Source organism: Pedobacter sp. AW31-3R (genome assembly GCF_052180285.1).
Taxonomy (GTDB): domain Bacteria; phylum Bacteroidota; class Bacteroidia; order Sphingobacteriales; family Sphingobacteriaceae; genus Pedobacter.
The window spans coordinates 2822609-2849299 of record NZ_CP197475.1 but is presented as its reverse complement, the minus strand read 5'-3'; the positions used below and the strand labels follow the sequence as shown (position 1 = coordinate 2849299).

Below are 26691 nucleotides of genomic sequence, written 5' to 3'. Positions count from 1 at the left end.
AAAGCAACAGATTAATTCAAATTCCTGTACTCATTTGGTGTAACCCCAAGCTTTTGCTTAAATAAACGGGTGAAATGTTGCTGGTATTTATATCCCAGTTCAGCTGCAATTTCACTAATTGATTTGGTCGGGTCGAATATCCTGGTTGTCGCTTCGTTAATCAGTTTCGATTGAATATAATCCAAAGCCGTATTCCCCGTTTCTTTTTTAATCAAGTCACCGAAATAATTGGCAGACAAGTTCAACTCATTCGCACACCAGGCTACACTTGGCAAACCATACTGCCGCGCTTTATCCGATTCAAAATAATCCTGTAGCAAAGCTTCAAACTTCATCAGAATGTCTTTATTCTCATTACTTCTGGTGATGAATTGCCGGTCATAAAATCGCATGGCATAATTCAGAAACAATTCAATATTTGAGACAATTAAGGTTTTGCTGTGTTTGTCGATATGCTGATCGATTTCCTCAGCTATTTTTTTCAAGCTGTCAATGACGGTACTTCGTTCTTTTTTGGATAAGTGCAATGCCTCATTTACGGCATAGGAGAAGAAGGTGTATTGTTGTATAGTCTTGGCCAATGAGGTTCCTTTAATCAAATCAGGGTGGAAAACCAATGCGTACCCGGACGGTTTCATGGCTACGCCCTTGCTGTCGATTCCATAGACTTGTCCAGGTGAGATGAAGACCAAAGTACCCTCGTCATAATCGTAAGATTGGCAACCATACATCATATCTCCACATTTGATATTCTTGAAAAAAATGATGTATAATCCGATGTACATCTTAAAATGAATCACTTTCGGTATTTCATTAAAATTGACCACACTGACCAAGGGGTGTAAGGTATCTACCCCAATATGTTCATTGTATTGTTTTACCGTATCGATCCTCTTAATCTGTTCCATATCCAGTTGATTGTGAAACAAATTTACTAATGCCTGCAGGCTTTCTGCAATGCTATAGGGCAAATAAGTAAAAGTGGTAAAAACTTCCGTATTCTATATAAAACGAAACCCAATTACATGCACGAATTTTGTAGGGTTACCTCAATCGCAATGAAAAACATTTTTTCAATATCACCATTCCGTTTGCTCGCCTTAACGTCGCTTTTATTCGGCGCTACTGCCTGCAACCGCACAGCATCAGTTCAAGTTATGGAAAATACACCAACCAACACCTTATTTCCTCAGGGAGACAAAACACCTGCCGAATATTTTACCGGCAATGCTTTCTTACATATCATGGTAACGAGAGACAAGAACAATGACTTTGTAATGGGCAGCGTTACGTTCGAACCCGGCGCAAGAACCAACTGGCATACGCATCCAAAGGGTCAGGTTTTGATAGTTACCGAAGGCGAAGGCCTGTATCAGGAAAAAGGGCATCCTGCCAAAATCATTCGCAAAGGCGATGTGGTAAATATTCCAGCAAATAAGGAGCACTGGCACGGTGCCAATGCGACAAGCAAAATGGTACATATTGCTTTAACAAATTATCAGGACGATACGAACGTAGTTTGGCTGGAGCCCGTTAAAGAAAGCGAATTCTTAAGTGCTAACCAAACAGCAAAATAAACAACAAATGATGAACATAACCAAAGCCTTTGGCACCAAAGCTGCCGAAGCTCCATTAAAACCCATAAGCATCGAACGCAGAAATCTTTCGCCAAATGATGTGGAAATAGAAATCCTTTACTGCGGTATCTGCCATTCAGATTTACACGCTGCCCGTAATGATTGGGGCGGTTCTACCTATCCTTTGGTTCCAGGCCACGAAATCGTAGGCAGGATTAAAAAAACAGGCAGCAAGGTAAGCAAATTTAAAGTTGGCGACTTAGCAGGCGTTGGCTGTATTGTAGACAGTTGCCGCGACTGCGACCACTGCCATCATGGTGATGAGCAATACTGTGAAAACGGTTGGACGGTGGTATTCAATTCGCCAGACCAAAAATACGGAGGCACTACCTACGGCGGTTTTTCTGAAGCTATAGTTGTTGATGAAAACTATGTGGTTAAAGTCCCGGACACCTTAGACCTGGCCAGTGCGGCGCCTATCCTGTGCGCAGGCATTACCGTTTATTCACCATTGAAACATTGGGGTGCAGGTCCCCACAAAAAAATAGGTATTATTGGTATCGGCGGATTGGGACATATGGCGATTAAAATTGCCAAAGCCATGGGTGCTGAGGTTACCGTTTTTACAACGACACAAAGCAAGGCTGATGATGCCAACCGCCTGGGAGCAGACCATGTAGTTTTATCTACCGATGTGGCACAAATGAGTAACTGTCCAAAACAGGATATGATTTTGGATACCGTTTCTGCAAAGCATGATGTGAATGCTTATCTCAATTTACTAAAAGTTGATGGCGCTGTGGTCATTGTAGGTTTGCCAAACCAACCCTTAGAAATTGGTGCCTTTAATGTGGTTAATGGTCGCAAAAGTTTCTCGGGTTCCAATATTGGTGGCATCGCCGAAACACAGGAAGTATTAGATTTCTGCGCTGAGCATCAGGTAACGGCCGATATCGAACTGATTCAGGCAAGTCAAATCAATGAGGCGTTCGACAGACTGGAGAAAGGTGATGTCAAGTATCGTTTTGTAATTGATATGAAAACATTAACCGCATAATACCTACATATTAATCAAGAATGTAAGTGAATAAGCACAGCAGGTTCACCGATCCACAAGCTCATCTTTCAATGGGCTTGTGGATTTATAGGATTTCATCACTAAAGGGTTCATTCGTGATTTTGCCGGTGGTTAGATGAAGACGCTACTATTATTAAGCCCATTCCGCAGTTAACTGCCTTGTAGAAACATTAATACGGGTAAACATATTCATGATAGAAATGAAGAGGACCAATGCTGCTCTCTCCTTTTCACCAAAATAACTTTCAACCTTAAGCCAAAGTTCGTCTGAGACGGATTCATATTTGGCTTCTAACCGGGTAACAACCTCGGTAAGTTCGAGAGCGGTCTGCTCTAATTCGTCAAACACATTTGATTCTCTCCAGGTCAATACGTGTTCAATTCTGTCTCTTGTCACCGGATTACTTTGGGCTTTTACCAAGGCTTCGCCTATACATAATTCACAGCTTGTCATTTGCCCTACTCTTAAACCGACGTATTCGAGCAATTCATAAGACAAGCCACTTTGGTAAATTGCACCCATAACTGATTGGATGGCTGGATTTACACCCAGGACCAGCGCGGGGTTTTTCATTCTTGATTCCATGTTTTGATCTTTTTATAGATCAAAGATATTTTCGGAAGGAAAGACTTCTTTTAACATATGATAAATAATCATTTTTTTGCTCTGATCCTGCTTAATGATACTTGGGTGATACCCAAGTAGCTGGAGAGGTCTCCCAGACTAATGCGTTGAAGCACTTGATTATTCTCCCTGATAAAATTATTGTAGCGTTTGGTGGCATCTTCTTCAAGCATTTCGCTTATACGTTTCATCATGCCCAAAGTAGCAAACGAAAACAGTTTGCTAAACAATGTTTCAATTACGTGATGTTTTTTGCACAACAATAGAACTTTAACTTTGCTTATGGAATATACAGTGGTGTCCTCTAAAGCCATAATCATGTATTTTGAAGGTTGCTCGTTGACGTAACTGCTTATTTCTGTAAATAACGTATTTTCTTTAAAAAAAGTCATGATAAACTCTTTTCCATCGTTGTAAAAATGGGATTTAGTAAGCCCTTCCTTTATAAAATAAAAATGCCTGCAAACTTGATCTGCTCGCAGAATAAGATCGCCTTTTTTGAAAATTTTAAGTTCAAATGCATTTAAAAAGTCTTCGGTTGCCAGTGTATCAAGTGGCATCACTTTGTTTAAGTAGTCTAAAATTTCTTTCATCATTCGTTTTTAACCTTATCACCACCCGACCTTTTACTAGGTAAACATAAAAACACCACCAAATGTATTGGTAAAATTTAAAGTATTACATAAGAAGATAATAAAATTAGTATTATAAAATAAGTTACTTATACAAGAAGACTAAGATCCTTTATTTTGCATAAAATAGACTGCTCAATTATTGTCCTGAAAAGGGTGTTTCTCTTTAAATTATCTTTTGTTCATAAAGAGCCCGTGTAAATTCATTATAATTATTTGAAAATGATACGGTTAGGAATATATATTTGTACAACACACAGGCTGCCTAGCTGTTCACCACTTTATCACAGAAAATACAAGAAGAAAAATAGAACCTTAAAAATAATACCATGAGAACAATCAACCCCTGGATCAACTTCAATGGAAATGCTGAAGAAGCATTCACTTTTTACAAATCAGTTTTTGGCGGAGATTTCATAAAAATCATTCGTTTCAAAGACCTGTCATGCCCTGAATTTCCGATAGATGAAAAAGAAGCAAATAAAATAATGACCATTGCTTTGCCTGTAGGAAAACACAATGTGTTAATGGCCAATGATGTTCCGGAATTTATGGGACAGGTAAGTGAAAACGAAAACAGGTCCAAAATATCAATTAGTGCAGAAAGTCGGGAAGAAGCAGACCAGATTTTTAACGGACTATCAGCAGGCGGAGAGGTTGAAGGGCCTATTGGCGACAGTCCCTGGGGTACCTACGCCGGAATGTTTAGGGATAAATATGGGATTGAATGGATTGTGGAATTTGACCCAAATTACACCGGGTAAGTTTAATCAAAGAAATATTGACCTCCCAGATGTTGCTGAATCCGATTGGAATCCCTGTTCCACATTTGCCGGCAAAAGTAGGAATATATATGGAAAGATGATTAGGCTATTATTTCTGTTTTTTGATATGGAGGTTTTTCCATTCCCCACCGGAACCATTTCCAACCCAATAGCCGATCATCTTTCCCTGCATATTACCCAGCGGGGTGGTCACCAGAACCGGAACTTTACTGTTATTGATATAAACACGCACTGATTCAGCTAATATCACCAACTTCACATGGAACCATCCATTTGGATCCACATTACCCGGCATCTCCTTCTCATATTTACCTGGAAAGCCTTCACGTAAAACTGGCCAGTCATAGTTCGGATTGGACATGTATTGTACCGCATGTGATTTTCTCAGCGTATCGCTTGCCCTAAAATTAAAAGGCCTGAAATAGACTGCTTCATAAGTTCTATCATCTGCCCCATGAAATGCCAATCCTAAAAAACTGCCCTGATATTTATCGATCCCTTTTACATCAAATTCAATTTCACCCCTGGAGAATTCCTCATTCAGGATCCAGGCTATGCCAACACTATCAATTTCGTTCAGGCGGATTACTTTTAAGTTTTTGTCCAGACTAAGCGTTCTGTTGACTACCCTGAATTTTGTAGGTTGAGTTTGCGCTTGTACAGGCTGAGATAGTCCCAAAAAAAGAAAACAGATAAAAAAGGAAGCTGTGATTTTAGAGATAACTCTTTTCATTTTTATACATCTATGATACAACAATTTCAATATACTACTTTTTCTAAAGAACATTGTTTTTTAAAATCATAGATCTAGTAAATAAAGAATATCATATTTAATAGATGATATAAGCTTGTTACAAAAGAAAAGACTAACCCGCCAGGACTGATTCCACCTTTAGCAGCAGATCATAGATATCAAAAGGTTTTTTTACAAAGCCCTCGGCACTGCAGGTTTCTTCAACCTTCATTTGATTTGAATGTGCACTCATCATCAGCACGGGAATATTCCTGGTTCGCTCAGACGATTTTAGCATACTGCAAAGGTCGATTCCGTTTCCATCCGGCAACATGATGTCCAGTAGAAACAGGTCTGGCTCATTGCCCTTATTACCTTTCAGAAAATCAGACACAGAGGCAAATCCATTCACCTGATAGTTTTCTTCTGTAAGCAAAATTTCCAGCACTTCCCTTATGGACTCATCGTCTTCCAGTACACATATTCTTTTTATTATTGAATCCATTAGTTATAGAGGTATGAAAGACAACGCTTAAAATCGATCTTTGTTTAAATTTGAAAAAATAATTAAATGTTATTCTGCTGTTATAGTGGTAAGGTGAACCAAAATGTACTCCCCTGACCAATAGTACTCTCCACTCCAATCTCTCCGCCATGTTTCTCAATAATCTCCTTGCAGATGTAAAGTCCCAGTCCGAGCCCGTTGTATGATTTCTCGGAACGATCTACCCTGTAATACCGGTCAAAGAGATTTGGCAGGATCTTCTCATCAATTCCCTGACCAAAATCAGTTACCGAAACCTTCGCAGCGTTGCCCAGTGAACTTATTTGCATATGGATTTCAAGCGATTCAGGAGCATACTTCACTGCATTATTGACGAAGTTCACGATGACCTGGTCAATTCTGTGCTCATCAGCATATACACAAAGCTCATTTTCTCCCTTAAGTATCAGCTTATATTTTCCTTCCAGCCTCACATGGCTGCAACACATCGTCATCATGTCATGAAGGTTGAAACTTGTCCTTTCCAGATTGAGCTGATCTCCGCTAAGCCTGCTTAAGTTTAATAATTCGCCAACCAGGAAACTCATCTTATGCACACTTTTATTGGCTTGCTCTATTAGCCTGATGTGCATATCAGAAAAGGGCTTGTCCTTTATTCTGTCTAATAATTGAATAGAGGCCTTAAGGGAAGTGATGGGAGTCTTAAGTTCATGACTGGCGATACTTAAGAAGTCATCTTTTCGCTGCTCAAAAAGCTTGGCCTCGGTGATATCCAGCGTCATTCCTACCATTCTGTCGGCCTTTCCATTTTCGTCATATCTCGGACGTCCATGTGCCTGTATCCAGTGTACAGAGCCATCACGCCAACGGATAGGATATTCAGTTTTGTATACACCATTGGTTGCCATAGCCTCCCTCACCAGTCCCCTTACTCTTTCATGGTGTTCAGGAAACATCGAGGCAAACAGATCGGCATAACTGAAGTCCTCTTCAGGTTCATAACCATAGTTGCGCTTGAACTGCGCAGTACTCTCCATTTTCCCTGTCGAAACTACGACTTCAGTAGATCCCAGTTTACTGGCATCCAGGGCAATCTCCAGCCTGGTGTTAAGGTCATCGACAGATTTTCTTGCGAGGAACTGATCGGTTACGTCGTTGGCAACGATGAGAATTGAGTCAGTCATTCCGTCACTCCCGGCTACGGGTTGGTAGACAAAATTCAGATACCGGTCTTTTAATGTTCCCTGTGTGTTAATGATGGCCTTGAGCTCTTTTCCATAAAAAGGAATCCCGGTATCAAAAACCTCACGAAGCAAACCTATAAACTGCTGACCATCCAGTTCAGGAAGGGCTTGTTCCAGTGGTTTGCCGAGAACGGAATGGTCTTTCCCCCAGATTTCCAGTACCATTTCATTGACTACATCTACTTCAAAATCACTCCCTTTCAATGAGGCCATAGCTACGGGGGAGTGTTCCACCATTTTCCTGAAACGCTGCTCACTCAGGTTCAACGAGTCGTTTAATTCCATCAAACGTTGCTGCGATTCTATAAGCTCTTCATTGGAAGCAGTCAGCTCTTCATTGATAGCCGTAATTTCCTCATTAATTTCTTCCTCCCGCATTCTCGCCAATGTCTGCTCAGTGACATCGCTGGCCACAACAATTATTCCTGGTATGTTGCCAGCTTTGACAAGGAATGGTTTATAAATGACATCGAAATAACCATCAACGACTTCCCTGTTGATTGTCACAGGTCCTTTTACCCCATAAGCGATATGCGAATTCCCACTCGTAATTACATTTCGTATAATAGCGATGTATTCATGTCCGATTAATTCTGGTCTGGCCACCAGCAACGGCTGGCCAATCGCGCCTTTGTCCTGTCCCCAGATCTTTAACATCTGTTCGTTGGCCTGCTCTATAATCATGTCCGGTCCCGTATAGATCGCAATGGCAACTGGTGCCAGCTCCACGAGGGACCGGAATTTCTCTTCACTTTCTGTCAGGTGATGGTTCAGTTTTTGCAACTGCTCCTGGGTGCGCTGCAATTCCTCATTGCTTACCTGATATTCCTCATTGAGTGCAGCGAGGTTCTCATTAGCAGCATGATACTCCTCATTGAGCGCCGAAAGATCTTCATTGGCTGTCTGAAACTCTTCGTTGATTGCTGTAAGTTCTTCACTCAGTTTTTGTTCGGCTATAGATTTTTCTTCCGCCAGTTTCCATGCTTTCCTGCGCTGGGAAACCTCGAAAGCAGTATGGAGAATATATTTGGTTTTTCCATTCTCATCCAATATGGCCTTGTATTCAAAATCAAAATATAAAAGCTGGATGTTGCCATCTATATTTAGTGAGGCAGGCTGATCCCTGTCCACGTAGGTCTCTCCAGATCTCCAGACCCGCTGCAAAATCCCAAAGAAAGGCTGATCGGCAAGTTCAGGAATAGCCTCCCGAAAAGATTTGCCAACCACCGTTTTATCTTTACCCCAGAGGGACAACATGGCGGCATTTACACTGAGTATAGTGATGGATTCACCGGAATAGACAGCAGTTGCATTTGGTGATTGAAAAAGTACCTGAAGTAATTCTTCTGCCCGGATAAAATCAGGTGCATTCATAAATAGTAAAGGGAATAACTCCAAATATAGTTCATAATGAAGTAAATCCAAAGCAACAAAGCTTCCGTAGCTAAAAAATAAAGGTCAATTACGGATCAATGAAGAGATATCAATGGCTATATGCACACACCCATAACAATTAAAGATCACTCATGCTATTATATCTCCAATCAACATATACCCTGGAATAATTGATTTAAGCCTTGAAAGACTTAAAAATAGGTTATCTCAAATGTTTAACTCTTCTATGCAAAAAGCCCCTGTAGGTTATCCAAAATAAGGAATAACTTACAGGAGCTTGCAAATTACGGGGTTAACGGATCAGTTCAAATCAAACATCCATCAAATTTGTGCCGTACCCATTCACAAATGTCTATTTTGTAGCAGCAGCTGTTTGAATTGCTTTTCTTACAAACCGGTTAACCGCATCTGCAGGAACGGCAATCACACTTGTTCTGCTCGGCTTTGCGATGTTTATGCCTATGAATACTCCAGATGCATTGAATACGGCAGCACCTAAATCTTCTTTCCTCAGGATGGCATCATGAAGAAAAATAGCAGGGCCTCCGCTTAATGCTGTAGTTTCCATGTGGAAAGACTGGGTACCTGCAACACTTACAACAGCTGATGGATGATATCCTGATAAACTCACCATAAAAGCCCCCAACTGTGCTGGATGAGCATGCTGACGGGGGCTAATATCAACCGCAGTGATTTCTCCTTTCAAGGCCCTTACCGGCATCAATCCCTTTACGGATAACAATACCAAATCGCTTTTTACCTCCCTGGCTATGATATTGGCAGCCAGAGACTGCCCATTCCGGCCCCTGACAAAGGGCCGGGAGCCTACCATCGAACTTTTGCTCAGCACATATCCTGTACCATCTGTTTCCGGATGTCCAAAAATCCCATTCAGTTGAATGATGGTTCCGCTGACCTGTACTTCTTCATTGTCAATCTGACTGTTAACGGGAACAATCGCCGCCTTGAACTGTGTTTGCACCGACTGAAATGCCTCAGCCAGATTTGCCATTGATGGATAACCGGATAATTTGTACTCCAGTGGATCTTTTCCCAGCGGCAGTGTATCGCTCAGGTCACTTTTAAAATGATTGCCTTTTTTAGCCAGCATGGTCCAGTGTTTCCGGAACAGGTCTATCGGGATGTCAAAATTGTCTTTTTCACTATCGGTGATATAGGAATGAATGCCGATCACCCTGCCATGAAGATCAAACAATGGCCCTCCTGAATCTCCCGGCTCCATCAGGCAGGAGGATTGAATGTATCCGCCATATCCCGAAGGATTGATGACGTATCCAAAACGAATAAATGGATTACGCTGTAGTTTCAGTTCAAATGGAAAGCCCATGCTGATACAGGGCTGATCCCTTTTCAAAGGATAAGACCAGCCCAGCTCGGCAAAAGGATAATTGTTTTTCTGAATGATGCTGAGCAGTGCAGCATCATATGCACCGATCCTGCCCATGCATCTCGCTGTGACGGTTTTACCATCGGCAAAGATGACCTGGTAAACATTTTTGGTGCTTACCGCATGGGCGGCAGTAAGGATCTTTCCATCCTTACTCACCACGACTCCGGTAAAGAAGCCCTCGCCCGCAGTAGCCGTCAAGGTATCAAATGCTACAATCTTCACCGTTGCAGCATATGCCTTTGCGATAGCCAAGTTGATGCTTTGCTGCAAGAGTGCGGTGTTTTTGGTCTGACTGAAGACAGGAAAAGAAAAAAGGAACAGGCACAAAGTTGTTCGGAGAGTTCTCCATTTAATTTTTACCATAGGTTCCCGCTTTATATGCCTGCAGCACACCTTCCAGATAAGTGATCGTTTCAGGAGCAGAATTAGCTGCCTTTGCATCCGCCAGCGACTTTTCAGCATAGTCTATTGCCTTGGATACTTCACCTCCCCTGTAATAACAGCGTCCACCCAGGTCATAGATGATTAAAAATCCACCAGGTGTTTCCTGTGTACCTTCCAGAAGTTTAGTAAAAAGCGTTGCCCCATACAGATAGGTAGCTTTATCCAGGGTCTGAGTTTCTGCGATGTCAGCAGCAATATTCGATAAAAAACCATAATCGTAATCGTTCTCCACCAATCGTTTTTTTACCATTTCCACCGCTTTTTTCTGGTCGATAAACAGCAAAGATTCCACCTGTACCTGTACGAGATTATTGAGATCTTCCCCTGTTGTTGCAGTCAGTTTACTGCTGATTTTGTAGGCTTCCGCATATTTCTTACTTCTGTTGAGGTTAATGGCATCCTGAAGAGTTAATGAATCCTGTGCAGAGAATACTACCTGCCCATTTATCAAATCAGTTGTACAGTGAAGGCCCGCATGAACCTGATGATCAGCGGATGATTTAGCATATGAAAAGGATGCAGTACTGGTTAAAAAGATGGCGAATGCCATTGCTGTAAGTTTTGTGTGTTTGTTCATGATTTTTTATAATTGATTAATGTGAAGAATGGACAACTGCTGCTTCGTTAATTCTTTTGGCCAGGCTAAGCAGGAAAGCACTGACTTCTTTATTTGATCTGTAGGCCGGATACTTCGCCATCAGCGTTTTAAGTACCCCGACACCATATTCATTTACCCCCTGTTCGGTTGTTTTTGAAGCCACAATAAATTTCCCTATGGTAAAGAGGACTTCTTCAGTCTCTCCAGCACCTTTTATCCAGGATTTTGACAGGTTGACGCCATTCCAGGGACTGGTGAGAAAGGTAGCGTAAAGGTGCTCCTGCTGTAATTCCGCTTTCAGGCCGGGATGCGCTTTGATCAGTTTTTCGTAGATGTACAGTGCTTTTAAGGGTTCTCCCAAACGCAACAGTTTCATAAATTCCGTACGATCGGCCTTAGGCTTTTCGAGCATCTCCCAGATCAGGATATCTACTTCACCTGCCCTTGTGGGTGTCCAGGAGCTGAAGTTACCAGCTACGATACCTTCGCGATCCACGACCATGACTGATGGGAATCCTGCATTTACAGCCTTGCCATAATCATCATTGTGCAGCGTCATCGGAAATTGATATCCTTTGTCTTTCCAGTACTGCAGCGGATTTCCACCTTTGATTTTTTCCTCCTGGTGGTTCACACCGATCAGGAGGACCTGGTCTGAACTGTATTTTTTAAGCGCACTGTCCAGTTCATGCGTAAGCAGATGACAGGGCTTACACCAGGTAGCCCAGAAGTCGAGCACAATAATTTTGCCTTTCAGTTCATCACTGCTTAAAGTCAGTCCCCCAGGAGTGACCATTTTAAAGGGAACGACTGGCTTTCCGTAAAAGGTATCATCCCAGCCAAGTGGTTGTGGAGCTTCCTCCATATCCCCTGGAAATTGCGCCTTTACGCTAAAATTAAGACAAAGGATTCCTGTAAGTGCCAGGAAAGCACCTATCAAATTGTTATTTTTCATATGTATTTATTTGTTATTTAAAGGTGATGAAGCTGTCATAAACATTTTTCATTAGCTCTTATTGTTCTTCATTTGCATTCAAGAACTCGCATGCTCGGTTTTTCATTAGCTCTTATTGTTCTTCATTTGCATTCAAGAACTCGAAAACTCGGTTTTTCATTAGCTCGTTGTAAGCGATAGGCTTATGATGGTTTCATCATCTATTTAATTGCTTTTTAAAGGTCTTAAAACTCAATAACCTGGATTATTGGGTGCGAGATTAGGGTTAAGTGAAATTTCCTTTTGAGGGACCGGGTACAGGGCATCTGCGGGTTGCCATTTTCCGGGTTTGAAGGCAGAAAGCACTTCATCCACTCGGTTGCCTGCTCCTGTCAGTGCCGGCCGGCGTTTCAGATCGAACCAACGGTGACCCCATTCGGCGAAAAATTCTATCCTGTTTTCCTTTTCTATGGCGGCGAGGATTTCCGCAGCCGATAGACCTGTGTCCAGCAGGGTCAGTCCGGCACGGCTACGAATCATGTTCAGATCAGCAATGGCACCAGCATTATTGTTGGACATGACTTCGGCTTCCGCACGGATCAGCAACTGTTCGGCCAGCCTTAACATTACATATCTTTCCGTTGGAACACCTGCATATGTATTTGCCTTATATTTGGCGGGTATAGCATAATCTATCCCGTTTGAGTTGATGATATCCAGCCAGGCTGCTGCCCTTCGGTCTCCGGATTCAAAAGTCGATTTCAGGTCATCACTGATCACGTATTGCAGGAATCCAAAGTTGTTGAATGCCGTTCCTTCATAGGTATTTATCCAGTATGCTGGGACTGCCATCTGCCAAATCGCTTCCGCACTGCCAATTAAAAATACACCTTCCAACTCTGGCAATTCCCCCTGGAATAGACCAGATTCATCAAGTACACTATTCGCATATTTTTCCGCTTCCCCCCAGTTCCTGTTGTAAAGGTTTACCCTGGCCAGCATGGCCGCGGCAGCCCATTTACCAGCTCTGGCAGTGGTTCCTGAAGCATAGGCTGCGGGAAGGTTGGCATAGGCAAACTGCAGGTCTTCCATAATCAGCTGATCCAGCTCCTCCACTTCAGTCCTCACCACATGCTTCGTCAATATCCAGTTACTGGTGGTGATCAGCGGTACTTTACCATACAAATTGATCAGGTAATGGTAACAGAAAGCCCTCAGGAACCTCGATTCCGCCAACAACTCTGTCTTCTTTACTGCTGTCACCCCATTTTGAGCGTTCAACCCTTCTATACAGGCATTGGCCTGGGCAATTACTTTAAAGGCATCGGACCACAGACCGGCAATGGCTTCATTGGAAGGCAGAATCTGGTTGTCCATGAGCTGCTGTTCATCCTGTGGCGGATCAAGGCGAATCAGCTCATCAGCAGAAATACCAGGGTATAACGTTACATTTCCATATCCGAAACCTACACTGTTCAGTGTGGTGTATATGCCAAGCACAGCAGAATTCGCACTTTGGTCGTCTGCAAAGACCTGTTCCGTTCCAATGGCATTTTTTGGAGGGTCAACTTCTGTAAACTTCTTACAGGAAGCCAGCAACAGGATGATTGCCAGCCAAATTGTATTTTTATATACGTTTGATAACATAGTCTTAAATTAAAAAGTGAGCTGTAAACCTGAGGTGAATATCCGCTGCGGGATAAAACCATAATCCAACGACGGGTTGGTGGCGTCCTGCCCTTTATAGCTGGTAAACGTCACCAAATTTTGTCCCTGCGCATAAATACGGAGACCTTTTGCTTTGATTTTATCTGCAACCTTCTGTGGCAGGTTGTAGGATAGGGAAACATTTTGCAACCTCACATAACTGGCATCAGTGATACTGGCATCGGAGTTCCTGTAATCGCTGAGGTCAAAACTATTTGTTGTATACCGGTGTGTCTGACTGAGGTCTCCTGGTGTTCTCCATCTTGACAGTACCTCCACTGGCTGGTTGTACAAACCACCGGGCACGCGATTAAAAGCCGGATAAAAACCTTTCTGTTTCTTATAATCCAGTGAAAAAGCGAGCGACCAGTTCGCCCAGGAAATGGTATGCTGCATGGCTCCCATGAAATCGGGGTTGAGGTTAAACGCATACCTGTCTGAGTTGACACCATACCCTTCAATCATCCCATTACCATTTTTATCCTCAAAAGTGTATAAGCCGGTTTGTGCATCCAGTCCGGTGTAACGAAGTAACTGGTAGATATTGGAAGGCTGTCCGATTAGATACTGGTCGGCATAGGAAGAGTTTTCAAGCCCCGGAAAAGACAGCAATTTGTTTCTGTTGAGACTGAAGTTAAAAGAAGTGGTCCAGTTGAATGTTCCCCTCCTGATATTCACGGTGTTTAAGCTGAGCTCAAATCCTCTGTTCTGAAGAACACCCGGGATATTAGCAACAACAGATTGAAAACCGGTGTATCCCGGCAAGGCATTGTTCACCAGCATATCATGATTTCGTTCCTGATAAACCCCTGCAATCAGCGACAGACGGTCGTCAAGCAAGCCGATTTCCAGTGCCGCCTCCATCTTTTTATTCACCTGCCATTTAAATCCCGGATTTTCAGGCTGGATGAGATTGATTATTGGGGAACCGTCATAACCACCGCCGCCCTGGGACGATTGCCATAACTTTAAATACTGGTAATCACCGGCTGCGGCACTGCCAGTGGTTCCAATACTTCCCCTTAACTTACCAAAGCTCAGGAAAGGCAGATGATCTTTGATGAATTCCGTTTCAGAAAAAACCCAGGCCGCGCCGGCAGACCAAAAATTCCCCATCTGGTCGCCACCCCTGAAACGGGAAGAACCATCACGCCTTCCTGACAGGTTAAAGATATACCTGTTGCCCAGGTTATAGTTGATACGGCTGAAATATCCCTGGAATTTGTATTCCTGAAACTTATACATAGAGAAAACAGACTGCGCATACCGGAGGTCTTCCAGCAGGTTGTCATTGACAAACCCGCGGCCATCGGTATCTTCCCCTGTGATGGTATTGCTTTGCAGCGTTGCCCCCAATAACAACTGAAGGTTACCCTTCCCAAGTTCCGTACTGTAGTTTATCCTTGGTTCAGTGATCCAGCCCCTGGTATTATTCTTTCCATACCGGGCAATTCCCGTATAGTCATTGGGATTCGGCCCCTGGGTAAATTTTGGAATAGTTTGCAACTGATCCATCCTGGATTCCGTGTAACCAAAGTTCGCTGTAAAACTTAGACTTTTAAGCAACTGATAGCTCAGGGAGATGTTACTGTTAAAGGTACTGGTATTCGCTTTGTATCCCTGGAAAAATCCGCGTATGACATCAGGCATGTCAACGCCATATTCTTCGAAATTAAGTTGCCCTGCACTGTTCAATAATGCCGGGGCATTGGGTGCCAGGCCGAATTCGTAAAGAGAAGCTCCCGGCAGTTTACTGGAAGTGAGGCCATAGTTGACCATGAAAGTGGTTTTCAGTCGCCTGTCTTTAGAGCTGTGGTCTACACTTAACATACTGGAAATTCGCTGATCCCTGAAATCTCCGGAAAAAGCCTCAGGTACCGGGGGACTATCCCTATGGTAACCACCGCTAAAACGGAAGGTGGTAAACTCATTACCACCGGAATACCCCAGCTGCATATCATAGGTACGCGCGGAACGCCCAAGTTCTTTCTGCCAGTCAGTATACCTGTTCTGGTCCCATTTCACGAGGTCGGGTGCATTAAACTCGTCAGGAGTAATCCCATCATTTGCAAAGGCTTCCTTTCTCATTTCCAGGTATTGTGCTGTATTCAGCAGCTTCATCTTCCCCGGATTGGTGGTGAGTCCTGTATAAAAATTCAGGTCGAACGCAGCGGTACCGGTCTTTCCTTTTTTGGTTGTGATCAGGATCACACCATTGGCTGCCCTTGATCCGTAGATGGCTGTGGCATCAGCATCCTTTAGCACTTCAATGCTTTCAATATCTGAAGGGTTAATGTGATACAATGGACTCTGGCCTGAGTTACTGCCGAGAAAGCCATTCTGATTTAATCCGGAATTATTGAGGTCGCCGGTACTGACAGAAATCGGCACCCCATCAACAATGTACAATGGCGGTGTGGCATTGCCCTGGTTCAGGAGGTTTTTTTGCCCCCGTATATTGAGATTAAAGTTACCGCTGGCATATCCTGAGGACTGGGAGATCTCCACTCCCGGAATTTTCCCCATTAAAGCCTGCAGGATATTTCCTACGGGTTGTTTTGCGATGTCTGCAGCAGTAATCCTGCTGACAGAACCTGTATTTAAACGTTGCGTGGTTGTACCATAACCGATAATCACCACTTCATCCATTTTGGAAATGTCTTCCTCCAGCGTGACATTAATCACCTCACGCCCTTTCACCGGAACTTCTACTCTTTTGAAACCTATGAAATAATAGTTCAGGATACTGTTTTCATCGGCAATGATTTCATAACCACCATCGCTATTGGCAATTTCACTGATCCCCGTTCCTTTCACATTGATTGTTGTTCCGGGGATTGGTTTGCCATTGACATCGGTGATCTTGCCTCTGATGGTTATATAGTCCTCCTTTCGCTTTCTGGCATGGAGCACAATGGTGTTGCCTTTAAGGTAGTCGTATGTAAAGTTGGTACGGCTCAACAGGTGGTTAAGAATGGTTGATACCGGGGTATTTTTAAAATGCGCATTCACAGGCATATCCGCCGGAAAGAGATCGGAACTGTAAATAAACCGGTAGTCGGTCTTCAGCTCAATCTGCTTAAATGCGTTACGGATAGATTCATTGTTGATGTCTATGCTCATGAGTTTGTCCTGCGAAAATGCAGCGGCAGAAACGTGTAATGCAGTAGCCATGAGGAACACAATGGATAATTTCATAATTACCAAATATTTAATCGCCGGATAGCTGCGCATAGGACAGCCACCCACTATATTTTTTTGCATATTTGTGGTTTAGGTTTAGAAGTTGAAATGAGCAGGATCCAACGCCAATTGACACCTGCTTATGGTTTAAATCTATCTGAAGGGGGTATTCATCTATCCCCTTCAATTTTAGTATTAGTAAATAATCATACGCATTCCCTCCTTTCTATAGTTAAAGTGACGGGAAATTTGAAGTATATCCAGGACTTCCTGAAGGGATTGGTTCTCAAAAGTCCCCACAAACTTATAGGCTTTTACCCTTTCATTTTCGAATTCAATTTTCACATTGTACCAGCGTTCCAGTTTGAGGGCGATAACCGCAAAGCTTTCATCATTGAAGGCAAGCCGGTTCTGCACCCATTCTGTTTCCATGAATGTTTTGGCTCCGGTATTGATTTTCAGCTCCGTGACGATAAATGAGGTGGTATCGATACGACCGGGAGATACGGAGGCAGCAGCTTGCGGAACTGCATTTCTGAATTTAAGCTTATAGCTCGGTTTCAGGATCACCTGTTTTTCGGGCTGGGTCAAAGCAGAGACTTCAACACTTCCTTCTATCACGGTGGTTTCCGTGAACGGATCTTCGGGAAATGCCCTGACATTAAAGATGGTTCCCAGATCTTTTATAGACAAGAGGGAAGTTTCCACCTGGAAAGGCATTTTCTCATCATGTTTTACCGTAAAATAAGCTTCGCCCTTCAGGCTGAGCTTTCTATTTTTAACATTAAATTCCGGGTCAAGCGTGATCGTTGTTGCACCATTGAGGGTGATGATTGTACCATCCTTCAGTGTAAAGGTTTTCTTTTCTCCGGCTTTGCTGCTAAAGGAGATGCCGGCTGGATCTGCAGCAAATATTCCTTTCTGAAAGTATTGATTCCGGAACAGCAGCAGCAGCATAAAAATACCCATCAGCACTATACAGGCCGCAGCAGCATACCAAAGCTTTCGCTGTAGGATTTTAGGATGCGCGCTGCGGTGTGCTACCCGCAGATCATGCGCAGGTATCTTTGATAAAAAGAGGTGCAGGTGTTTTTCATATTGTTCAGCCCGGTGGTTTCCAGACAGCGCGAGGTAAAGCTTTTTTGCCGCCTCAGCAGTAGGCCTTTGTTCAGGATATTTTTCGAAATAGGCTTTCCAATAGTCGACATCCCGCAAATTACGACCGGTACAGTACTGCTGAAAGCTTTCATTTGCTGCTAAATCTTCTATAGTATAGATGGATCTTTCCATTTTCTCCCTGTTTATATACTATAGAGGGGCTAACCATCTGCATTTACTATGAAAAATAGAATTATTTCTGTGCTGTTTCCAATACGAATGAAATACTGGACAGAATTAAACCGATCTGATAGAAAGAAAAGTGGTTTTGGTCGTCACTTAAATCGTCCCTGAGTACTTTTAGCCCATCGTGTACAATATTATAGGCCGTACGTTTGGTGACATTACATTTTTCAGCAATTTCATCATAGCTCAGGTCTTCAAAAAACTTTAATTGTAACATTTCCTTCTGCCGCGCGGTTAACTTTTCAAAGCTTTTCATCAATTTCTTTGTGAGTTGCTGGTTACTTTGTATCCTGATCAGCTGATCTTCATAGGAACTTTGCTCCTCTTCAATTTCTTCAACAGGTTTTTCGGCCAGGTCTTCCCACATCTCTTGTTTTGTCCGGTTCAGGATCTTTCTGCGCAGACAGGTTAAAAGATAGGACCGCACATTTTGGAGAGCAGGAAGATGGTTACGCCTTTCAAATAAATGAAGCAGCATTTCCATGATATGGTCGTTTACTTCATCACGGTTGTTGATCAACCTGAGTCCGTAATTCATAAGGCCGACATAATTTTGCTCGTATAGTTGAACAAGTCCACTTCCATCCCCAGCAATAAAGTCTTTCCAAACCTCGGTGTTTGTCTTTTGCGCCATCAACCAAATATAATATTTAAAATGAAATAGAGGGATGGTTCAGCTACTGTTTCCCTAAAATTCATTAGCCTGCTTTAAAGGTTTGTTCGGTCAAATCAAAATAACCAAACGTTTGCCTCCATCCGGTTTATGCTGCCAAACACTTTCAATATCCTCCAAATTGACGGCCATAGTAGCTAATTTCAGTCGACCATCAGCAGCAAGCTGAAACATTTCAGGAAGTATTTCTGTAATCAACAAACCCAATTCTGCCGGTGTCCAGCTCCCTAATCCCGAACCGGAAATCTGGATATCCGTGCCGCGCAAAATAGAGGAAGATAAGGTGATGGTATCACTGCTCATGCCACCAATGGTCACATAACGCGTGCGCTGCGAAAATCCACCATCTCCTTTCAATGCCGTTAAAATACACTCCGCACTTTGTCCCCACAGGTAATCCATCACGACATCCACCGGAGTCTGATGGTGGATGTGTTTTATCCGGGACACAAACTCCTCATTTGGATGAAGAAGTATGATTTCATCGGCACCCAGCATTAATAATTCCTCCAGTGCCTCTTGGTTTCTACCCGTTGCAATTACTTTTTTTGCCCCATAATGTTTGGCGATCTGTACGGCAATTTTTCCGGTTACACCAGTGGCGCCGTTGATTAAAACCGTTTCGCCCTTCTGCAGCTGCGCGCGGAAACGCAGTGCTAAAGCCGAGCCCATTACCGCATTCGGTAGTGCAGCAGCAGTAGCGTCGTCAATCCCCTCAGGCAGTTTAACCATCCGGTCTTTTCTGACAATTGCCTTTTCGGCCACCATACCACTTACCCCAATCGCATACACCCTTGTGTCGTCTGCCAGTAATCCCACACCATCTCCACCCACTATTTTGGGTTTCCATTCTTTATTTTCCGTGGAATAATGTTTTCCGGCAGCCTGCATTTTATCCAGGTTTTTGACGGCTGATGCCTTTACCGAAATCAACAACTCATTTTCATTTTGCAATGCTGGAACTACAAAATCTTCTACATATTTTGGCATTTCGCCTTTTTGAAATACTACTGCTGCTTTCATGCTGTTAAATTTTACACAAAACTACAGCCGGGTAGCTGCTGGCGACGATAACATTTGTTATCAAATTTATGACCTTGACAGTTTGCTTTTTATCCGGCTCAGATGAACAGTAGAGATGCCCATGTAAGAGGCAATATAGTGTTGGGGCACCCGCCTGATCAATTCTGGTCTTTCCGCCAATAAGCGCAGATAGCGTTCCTGAGGACTATCTTTGATAACCGAGAAGAAGTACTTCATGTAATCGAACGTACGCTCAAATATTTTATCAATAAACAGATCTCGCAGATGGGGTATCTCCTTAATTTCTGCGATGATCATATAGGCATCTTGCTGATGAATCCACCACAATACGCTGGGCTCGATCGTTTCAATGGTAGTGAGCGCAGGAATATTTTTTTTGAAACTTTCAATAGCCCCTACGGCCTGTTGCTCGAAGAAGAACTGACAGGTGATATCTTTTCCGTCATTGTTAAACCACTCACGAATGCAGCCCTTTTCTATAAAGAACATCCTTTTTGAGATTTCACCTTCATTTAGCAGCGTGGTTTTGGCCGGGACTTCAATTCGGTTAAAGCAGCTTGCATAAGCATCAAATTTACTGTCCTCCAGTTGAAACTGATTTCTGAATTGTTCAATCATCGGTATCCCATTTATTGAAGTGAATGATCATCACCAGTCAATACCCTATGCAACGACAGCGCCAGAATTTCAACTGCTTTTTTCATTTCTTCCTGGTCAAGATGCCCGAATCCTAAACGCGTAGCCGTGCTGGTTTTTGTCTGGTATAAAATAGTTTTGGGAAGAAACAGTCCATTTGCAGCACAAGCCTTCTGCAGATTGATCAGGTTGAAAGGATCCAGCCATTCTACATAAACGGCAAGTCCACGGTTTGGAACCCGGAACCTGATGTGAGCTTTCAGATGGGTATGCAGCAAGGACACAAAAAGATCTCTCCGCTCCCTGTAGATTTTTTTATTTTTCTTGGAAAGCCGGTGTACTTCACCATCCTCAATCCAATCGGTGAGCACCTGTTCTTTGACGACATCTGTTCCCGGCTCCAGGAAGTTCCGGTGTTTCTCCAACTCTCTGATAAATGCTGCAGGCGCAACAATAAAGCCATATCCGAAGCCTGATGGCAGGGATTTCCCAAATGATCCGATATAGACCACCCTTTCATGGTTATCAAATGCAGCCAGGGGAAGACCCGGATTGTTGTCATAATGGAAATCGAAATCGTAGTCGTCTTCCACAATAACAAACCCATACTGATTGGCCAGTTTCAGCATCTCTACCCTTCTTTTTGCACTCAGGGCAATAGTTGCAGGATAATGATAGTTGGAGGTCAGGTACACTACGCTGATTTTATGTTTTTCGCAAATTTGCCTCAGCTGATCTGTATTCATCCCATCCCCGTCCACAGCGACAGGAATGATTTGTGCACCCGTATCCGACAAGGTCATATTGGAACGATAATATCCGGGGGAAGCCACAACCACCCGATCACCTTTAGCAATCAGCAGCCTCGTCACCAGAAAAAGACTGATTTCATGACTGCTGGCTGTGAGCAGGTTTGAGGTTGAAATCCGCAGGCAACGCGTCAAGTTCAGAAAATTCGAAAAGTGGTTTTTGAAATTTGAATGCGCATAACTTTGGATCTGTTCCCAGCTTCCGGCATTTTTTCTTTTCTTTAGTTTTGAGGTGTAAAGCCTGGCGAGCACATCCGTATAGACCAGGCGCAAATCCGGCAACCCATCATTAAACTGAAGTGGAAGGTCACTGGCTTCTATGGGGTCATCCAATAAGGATGAACGCCGGAAATCGAATGCAGTAAGGCCTCCTGAACCGGGCTGCCCATCTGACTGACCGGCTTTGATCCCATTTCTCTGCTGCTGGCCAGCTAATATAAAAGTACCGATATTGGCCCTGATTTCCACATACCCCTGCAGGGACAGGTCTTCGAATGCCTTGATCAGTGTATTTCTATTGATGGACAATAAACGGCACAATACGCGCGTTCCCGGAAGTTTTGTACCTTCAGGAAGTCTGCCCGTTTGTATCGCTTTGATAAATTCAAAGACCAACTGGAGATAGAGTGCCGTGGGCTCCTCTGGTTTGAGATGGATAAAACTTTTAAAGGGAATTTGAACCGGACTATCCATTATATAAAAACTGGTATACCTTAGTGGTACGGCAAGATACTACTTTTGGCAAAATTTGAAAATAATGAGAATAATCTTTTTTATGCTTTTGGTTTTAGTGTGCACAAAAGCAAGCGCTCAGGATGGTCGTGACACCGCCATCACGATAGATGAGGTGGTCATCAACGAGAACCGGTTCAGCACCCCCATCTCTAAACAGAATAGAAATGTATATGTCATCGATAAAAAGATGATCGCCAAGTTACCGGCAAGGTCACTCCAGGAAATATTACAATATGCTAACGGGGTGGATTTAAGACAAAGAGGTCCTTTCGGAAGCCAGGTAGACATCAGCATCGATGGAGGAAGTTTTGAGCAAACGGTAGTGTTGCTGAACGGCACAAAAATCATCGATAACCAAACTGCGCATAACATGTTAAATATGCCCATCCCGGTGGAGGCCATTGAGCGGATTGAAATTATCCGCGGACCGGCAGCCAGGATCTACGGGATTAACAGCCTGACAGGTGCCATTAATATCATCACCAAAAAACCGGAACAATCGGGATTCTTAGTGAATGCCTACGGAGGTTCTAATTTCAAGAAAGATACCGAAGGTACGGGTGATACCTTTTATGGCAGGGGTGTTCAGCTTGGCGCGGCATTGAGCAAAAAACAACAGCAGCATTCGATTTTCGGATCGCATGACAAGAGCAATGGCTATCGCTACAACACACAGTTTGAGAACAATAAATTGTTTTACCAGGGAAACTATCAGCTGGGTGCCTCAGATGAAATCATGACCTCATTTGGTTATATCAACAATACTTTTGGAGCCAATGGGTTCTATGCTGCTCCGGGCGACAGAAATTCAACGGAAAGCATACAGACGACCATTGCTGCTGTTCAGTCAAAACATATGTTGTCGGATAAATGGACGCTCATGCCAAGACTGAGCTACCGGTATAATGATGATGACTACCGTTATTTTGGCTCCACAAATCCAAATGCAGGAAGAAGCCGCCATTTTACCAATTCCCTTGCTGCGGAAATCAACTCCACATATAAAATGAACAGCGGAGAATTGGGCTTCGGTGCAGAAGTACGGAACGATGAGATCAATTCATCGAATATTGGAGAGCACGACCGCCGGAACCTGGGCATCTTCGGACAATACAGAACTTATTTAACGGAAAACCTGAATGTCAATATCGGTACTTATGTCAATTACAATTCAGATTACAAATGGCAGGTCTATCCGGGACTTGATGCCAGCTATGCCCTTACTGAGGGATTAAAGATTGTTGGTAATATTGGAACCAGTCAGCGGCTGCCTTCCTTTACAGACCTGTACCTGAACCAAAGGCCTGGCAATATTGGTAATCCGGAACTGACACCGGAGAATGCCTTTCAGGCAGAAATCGGATTCAAATACGTTTACAGGAATTTCAGTCTGGATGCTTACTATTTTAACAGGAGGATATCCAACTATATCGATTGGACCAGATCGGTCAGCACCGATCCATGGCAAAGTAATAACCTGGGGAAAATGGTCACCGGAGGCTTGAACATGCGCTCAAATTACAGCTTGCCTGTAAATGACCAATCGAAACTGAACTTTAGCCTTGCGTACAGTTACCTGGATTCTGAATTCAGAGACGGACAACCGGATCTTCAGTCCAAATACCTCATTTCTTCTTTGAAACATCAGGTGACCCAAACGACCGATTACCAGTTTAAACGTTTCTCGGTGTTATTTGCCACACGTTTTAACGAAAGGGTATCCGGTCCGTCTTACTGGATCAATGACTTCAGGTTAAGTCAGTCGGTAGACAAATTTACCGTATATATTGATGCACAGAATATTTTTGATACCACCTATTTTGAGATCGGCGCGATTCCACTTCCTTCACGCTGGTTCAGTTTAGGTGTAAAATTTGTCAGTTTGTAAAATCACCAGCAAATCCCTACCAAAACGCAGCCGGATCATCAATCCGAACCGGCTGCGTTTTTTTTGAAAGCAGATCAACCTCCAACACAGAAAATACATCACTCGCCATTCCCGCTTATGGGATCCGGCTCTGCTGGTTTCGCGGGATCATAAATAGCTACCCCTACCCTGGAATCAGCACAGCCATAGTATAGATACCATTTTTGTTTAAACCAGGCCATGCCTTCAATAAATACCGTACCGTTCACATACTGTCCGCTTTTTTCAAAAGACTGCATCGGGCGTAAAAATGGGACATCCAGCCTGTCCAGCAACTTTGTCGGGTCTGTTTTACTGAACAGCATCTGGCCTGCACAGTAAGAATTACCATTAAAACGCCGGTCGCCCCCTTCCCCGGGATGGTTTTTGCCATTGTACAATAAGATGATGCCTTTATCGGTTAGAATAGCCGGCGGACCGCATTCGGTAAGATCGCTATCAAAATAGCCCGGCCTTGTGGAGGCGAGGATCTTTAATTCGCCTTTCTCATCTACAAGTGGTGTCCAGTCGACCAGGTTGGCAGATGTTGCCCCGTATACATGGGTTTCTCCCCAGTACATAAAGTATTTGCCATTCACCTTTGCAATGACCTGTTTATCCTTACTGACACGGGTTACTATGGAGGCCGATTTGTGGGCAATAGAAAAGAACCTGCCTTTATAAGCAGATTGAAATATGGGGCCGTGTTTTTTCCAATGAATAAGGTCTTTTGATGTTGCCACCCCAAGCCGGGGTGTTTTGCGGTTCCATTGGGTGTAAAAAACAACATAAGTCCCATTGGCCGTAACCGCAACACGCGGATCTTCACATCCTCCGGGCCACTCATATTCTTTTTGCGCATCCTCCCCCGGGAACAATACAGGCTTGGTTTTTCGTGTAAAGTGTAAGCCATCTGTGCTTTCGGCATAGCCCAGACGCGATGTGCGCATACCAATCTCTTTCCCGCTTTTATCCTCAGAACGGTACAATACTATTATTTTGCCATTTTTAACTGCCGCAGCCGGATTAAAGGTGTCATTCGCTTCCCAATAAACCAATTTTTTATGCATAGGGTCGAAAAACCTGGAACCGGGATTTGGAGATATAATTGGATTTATCCCTACAGGCCTGGCAAAACCACCCAATGCCCATGAGGGCAATACATTTTTATCCTGTGCGGTTGCAAGCCGGGCACATAAAAAGAGCGTAATCACGCAGATGAATTTCAGCAAATGACTACCGTTACACGGATTTTTCCAAACCTGATGTTCTCTGGTATTTGTATGTTTTAGGGCCATATGGTGCTGGTTTATGTGAAGTTGCTTGTGTACAAAACCTATGAAACAGCCCCCTCCTTAAAGAGGAACTGATTTTTTAATCCGCCTGCAAATCAGGGTAAGGATGACAGAATAGACAACGAATCCGGTGAAAACAAAATAACCTGCCTGCAGGGAAGTCGCATTTGAGGTGGTGGTCGACAAAATATCTTCCTGGATATTCAGGCCGGAAAGCTGGCTTTTTAAGATGCCATTCAAACCAATGTAAGTCATGCCAATCCCGACCACCATGACATCTGCCATATCCCATTTGTCCAGGTCGAAAGCCATGAATTTAGCGATACGGTCTTCGGGATTTTGTTCCCGGTAACATACATACATCCCCTTACCAATCAGCCGCAGTAAAGGCAGTATGATGACAAACAATAACAGCAAGATACCGACAAGCACCGCATCCGGCTTCGGCTCTCTCAACAGGTCCAATACCACGTCATAAATGCTTTTGCTCTGGAAAAACAAGACCTGGTTGTCAAAAGACAGATTTTCACCAAGCAGGGTGAATTTCAAACTTTCCATACGCGCATCTACCTCAATGATGGTAGAACAGGTACCCACCACCAGGATCACCAGGGCAAAGAGGATGGAGATCAGGAAAGCCGGGGTATAAAGCCGGGTTTGTGATCTGACCAGCCACCACAATCCCAGCGCCAGAATCACCGCAGCGGCCATGATCACTGCGTATTGGGTACTCATCTTTTTGATCGCCTGAAGTTTCCGTCCGATGGTCTGATCGAACTGTGCCGCATTGTTTACCTGATATTTTTTGTAAACATTCCGGTTTACCGTTACACTGGCGGGCTCACTGTTGTCATAGGTCTGGCTTTCCAGGGAGTCTATTTTGCTGTTTGCAATATATTTCAGCCTTTTCATGCTTGCCGGACTGCTCAGTTTGTTGACAATCGTCCTTGCAAATTCAGGTACAGGTGCCCGTAGTTCTTCTTCATCCACAAGGGTATTGAAAGCGAACTTTTTAAGTTTAGCCCCCAGGCCCTTCTGCGGCTTGTTGATATCCTTAACCGTTTTGGTAATCAGTGCATTCAGCTGCAACTCTATCGTCTCCTGCAATTCTTTCTTCTGTTTGCCGGTCACTTTAAAGTCGCCAATCTTATGGTCTACAATCTCCGTGATCTTTTCCCTCCACATGTCGATCGAAAACACGCCGAAAGTGATGTTGTTGGATACGCTGTAATCGATCTTGATTTGTTCCCTTTCTTTGGAAAGCTGGTAAACCCTTAGTCCTGCCCAGCCTTCCGCAACTAAAAGCAGGACCAGCGCAAGCATCACCAGTATTCCGGGCAGGCCAATTTTGTCTTTTGTGGAGGATGAATTCATGGTTTAATAAGCTAATGGGTTTAG

The 26691-nt window shown here is 43.5% G+C and carries 22 protein-coding genes; 4 read left to right on the top strand and 18 right to left on the bottom strand.

Going from position 1 to position 26691, the window contains the following annotated elements:
- Positions 1 to 11: 11 nt before the first annotated feature.
- Positions 12 to 908 carry a helix-turn-helix domain-containing protein gene (locus ACSBL2_RS11665; protein WP_442591875.1) on the bottom strand — a complete coding sequence of 299 codons (897 nt, stop codon included), beginning with the start codon at positions 906 to 908 and terminating at the stop codon, positions 12 to 14.
- A 150-nt stretch (positions 909 to 1058) separates the two neighbouring features.
- Here ACSBL2_RS11665 and ACSBL2_RS11660 point away from each other — a divergent pair, with 150 nt between their 5' ends.
- Both ACSBL2_RS11660 and ACSBL2_RS11655 read left to right on the top strand, forming a co-directional pair.
- Positions 1059 to 1577: a (R)-mandelonitrile lyase gene (locus ACSBL2_RS11660; RefSeq protein ID WP_442591874.1), complete on the top strand. Its 519-nt coding sequence runs from the start codon at positions 1059 to 1061 to the stop codon at positions 1575 to 1577.
- 7 nt (positions 1578 to 1584) lie between these two features.
- Positions 1585 to 2634, top strand: coding sequence for an NAD(P)-dependent alcohol dehydrogenase (locus tag ACSBL2_RS11655; protein WP_442591873.1), 1050 nt, complete (start codon positions 1585 to 1587; stop codon positions 2632 to 2634).
- Between the two features lie 154 nt (positions 2635 to 2788).
- Here the strand turns inward: ACSBL2_RS11655 and ACSBL2_RS11650 are convergent, their stop codons facing one another.
- Positions 2789 to 3241, bottom strand: coding sequence for a carboxymuconolactone decarboxylase family protein (locus ACSBL2_RS11650; RefSeq protein WP_442591872.1), 453 nt, complete (start codon positions 3239 to 3241; stop codon positions 2789 to 2791).
- 68 nt (positions 3242 to 3309) lie between these two features.
- Positions 3310 to 3876 (bottom strand): Crp/Fnr family transcriptional regulator, encoded by a 567-nt coding sequence (locus ACSBL2_RS11645; protein ID WP_442591871.1) that lies wholly within the window; start codon positions 3874 to 3876, stop codon positions 3310 to 3312.
- Positions 3877 to 4241: 365 nt separating this feature from the next.
- Here ACSBL2_RS11645 and ACSBL2_RS11640 point away from each other — a divergent pair, with 365 nt between their 5' ends.
- Positions 4242 to 4676, top strand: a complete 435-nt coding sequence (locus ACSBL2_RS11640; RefSeq protein WP_442591870.1) for a VOC family protein — start codon at positions 4242 to 4244, stop codon at positions 4674 to 4676.
- A 109-nt stretch (positions 4677 to 4785) separates the two neighbouring features.
- Here the strand turns inward: ACSBL2_RS11640 and ACSBL2_RS11635 are convergent, their stop codons facing one another.
- The 13 genes from ACSBL2_RS11635 to ACSBL2_RS11575 form a co-directional block, all read right to left on the bottom strand.
- Entirely contained in the window at positions 4786 to 5430 is a 645-nt protein-coding gene (locus tag ACSBL2_RS11635) for a hypothetical protein (RefSeq protein ID WP_442591869.1), read from the bottom strand.
- A 133-nt stretch (positions 5431 to 5563) separates the two neighbouring features.
- Positions 5564 to 5935: a response regulator gene (locus ACSBL2_RS11630; protein WP_442591868.1), complete on the bottom strand. Its 372-nt coding sequence runs from the start codon at positions 5933 to 5935 to the stop codon at positions 5564 to 5566.
- An 80-nt stretch (positions 5936 to 6015) separates the two neighbouring features.
- Complete coding sequence (locus ACSBL2_RS11625) at positions 6016 to 8553, bottom strand: ATP-binding protein (RefSeq protein ID WP_442591867.1); 2538 nt, start codon at positions 8551 to 8553, stop codon at positions 6016 to 6018.
- Positions 8554 to 8926: 373 nt separating this feature from the next.
- Positions 8927 to 10348, bottom strand: coding sequence for a trypsin-like peptidase domain-containing protein (locus ACSBL2_RS11620; RefSeq protein ID WP_442591866.1), 1422 nt, complete (start codon positions 10346 to 10348; stop codon positions 8927 to 8929).
- Positions 10335 to 11006 carry a hypothetical protein gene (locus ACSBL2_RS11615; protein WP_442591865.1) on the bottom strand — a complete coding sequence of 224 codons (672 nt, stop codon included), beginning with the start codon at positions 11004 to 11006 and terminating at the stop codon, positions 10335 to 10337. The genes ACSBL2_RS11620 and ACSBL2_RS11615 overlap by 14 nt, the downstream gene beginning before the upstream one ends.
- A gap of 16 nt (positions 11007 to 11022) precedes the next feature.
- Positions 11023 to 11982 (bottom strand): TlpA family protein disulfide reductase, encoded by a 960-nt coding sequence (locus ACSBL2_RS11610; protein WP_442591864.1) that lies wholly within the window; start codon positions 11980 to 11982, stop codon positions 11023 to 11025.
- A 231-nt stretch (positions 11983 to 12213) separates the two neighbouring features.
- Complete coding sequence (locus ACSBL2_RS11605) at positions 12214 to 13608, bottom strand: RagB/SusD family nutrient uptake outer membrane protein (RefSeq protein ID WP_442591863.1); 1395 nt, start codon at positions 13606 to 13608, stop codon at positions 12214 to 12216.
- Between the two features lie 9 nt (positions 13609 to 13617).
- On the bottom strand, positions 13618 to 16932 hold the full coding sequence (locus ACSBL2_RS11600; protein WP_442591862.1) for a SusC/RagA family TonB-linked outer membrane protein: 3315 nt from the start codon (positions 16930 to 16932) through the stop codon (positions 13618 to 13620).
- Between the two features lie 114 nt (positions 16933 to 17046).
- Positions 17047 to 18141, bottom strand: coding sequence for a FecR family protein (locus tag ACSBL2_RS11595; protein ID WP_442591861.1), 1095 nt, complete (start codon positions 18139 to 18141; stop codon positions 17047 to 17049).
- A 61-nt stretch (positions 18142 to 18202) separates the two neighbouring features.
- The gene (locus ACSBL2_RS11590) at positions 18203 to 18829 is read right to left on the bottom strand and encodes an RNA polymerase sigma factor (protein ID WP_442591860.1); all 627 of its coding nucleotides are present in this window, start codon (positions 18827 to 18829) and stop codon (positions 18203 to 18205) included.
- A 90-nt stretch (positions 18830 to 18919) separates the two neighbouring features.
- On the bottom strand, positions 18920 to 19891 hold the full coding sequence (locus ACSBL2_RS11585) for a quinone oxidoreductase family protein (protein ID WP_442591859.1): 972 nt from the start codon (positions 19889 to 19891) through the stop codon (positions 18920 to 18922).
- Between the two features lie 66 nt (positions 19892 to 19957).
- On the bottom strand, positions 19958 to 20530 hold the full coding sequence (locus ACSBL2_RS11580; RefSeq protein WP_442591858.1) for a Crp/Fnr family transcriptional regulator: 573 nt from the start codon (positions 20528 to 20530) through the stop codon (positions 19958 to 19960).
- Positions 20531 to 20541: 11 nt separating this feature from the next.
- Positions 20542 to 22050 (bottom strand): aminotransferase-like domain-containing protein, encoded by a 1509-nt coding sequence (locus tag ACSBL2_RS11575; protein ID WP_442591857.1) that lies wholly within the window; start codon positions 22048 to 22050, stop codon positions 20542 to 20544.
- 64 nt (positions 22051 to 22114) lie between these two features.
- Between ACSBL2_RS11575 and ACSBL2_RS11570 the strand changes: the two genes are divergently transcribed.
- Complete coding sequence (locus ACSBL2_RS11570; protein ID WP_442591856.1) at positions 22115 to 23980, top strand: TonB-dependent receptor plug domain-containing protein; 1866 nt, start codon at positions 22115 to 22117, stop codon at positions 23978 to 23980.
- 98 nt (positions 23981 to 24078) lie between these two features.
- On the opposite strand, the gene ACSBL2_RS11565 is transcribed toward ACSBL2_RS11570, so the two are convergent.
- Together ACSBL2_RS11565 and ACSBL2_RS11560 are read right to left on the bottom strand one after the other, a co-directional pair.
- Positions 24079 to 25296 carry a glycoside hydrolase family 130 protein gene (locus tag ACSBL2_RS11565; protein WP_442591855.1) on the bottom strand — a complete coding sequence of 406 codons (1218 nt, stop codon included), beginning with the start codon at positions 25294 to 25296 and terminating at the stop codon, positions 24079 to 24081.
- Between the two features lie 57 nt (positions 25297 to 25353).
- A complete protein-coding gene (locus ACSBL2_RS11560; RefSeq protein ID WP_442591854.1) occupies positions 25354 to 26667 on the bottom strand; it encodes a paraquat-inducible protein A in 1314 nt (437 codons plus the stop codon).
- Positions 26668 to 26691 lie beyond the last annotated feature (24 nt).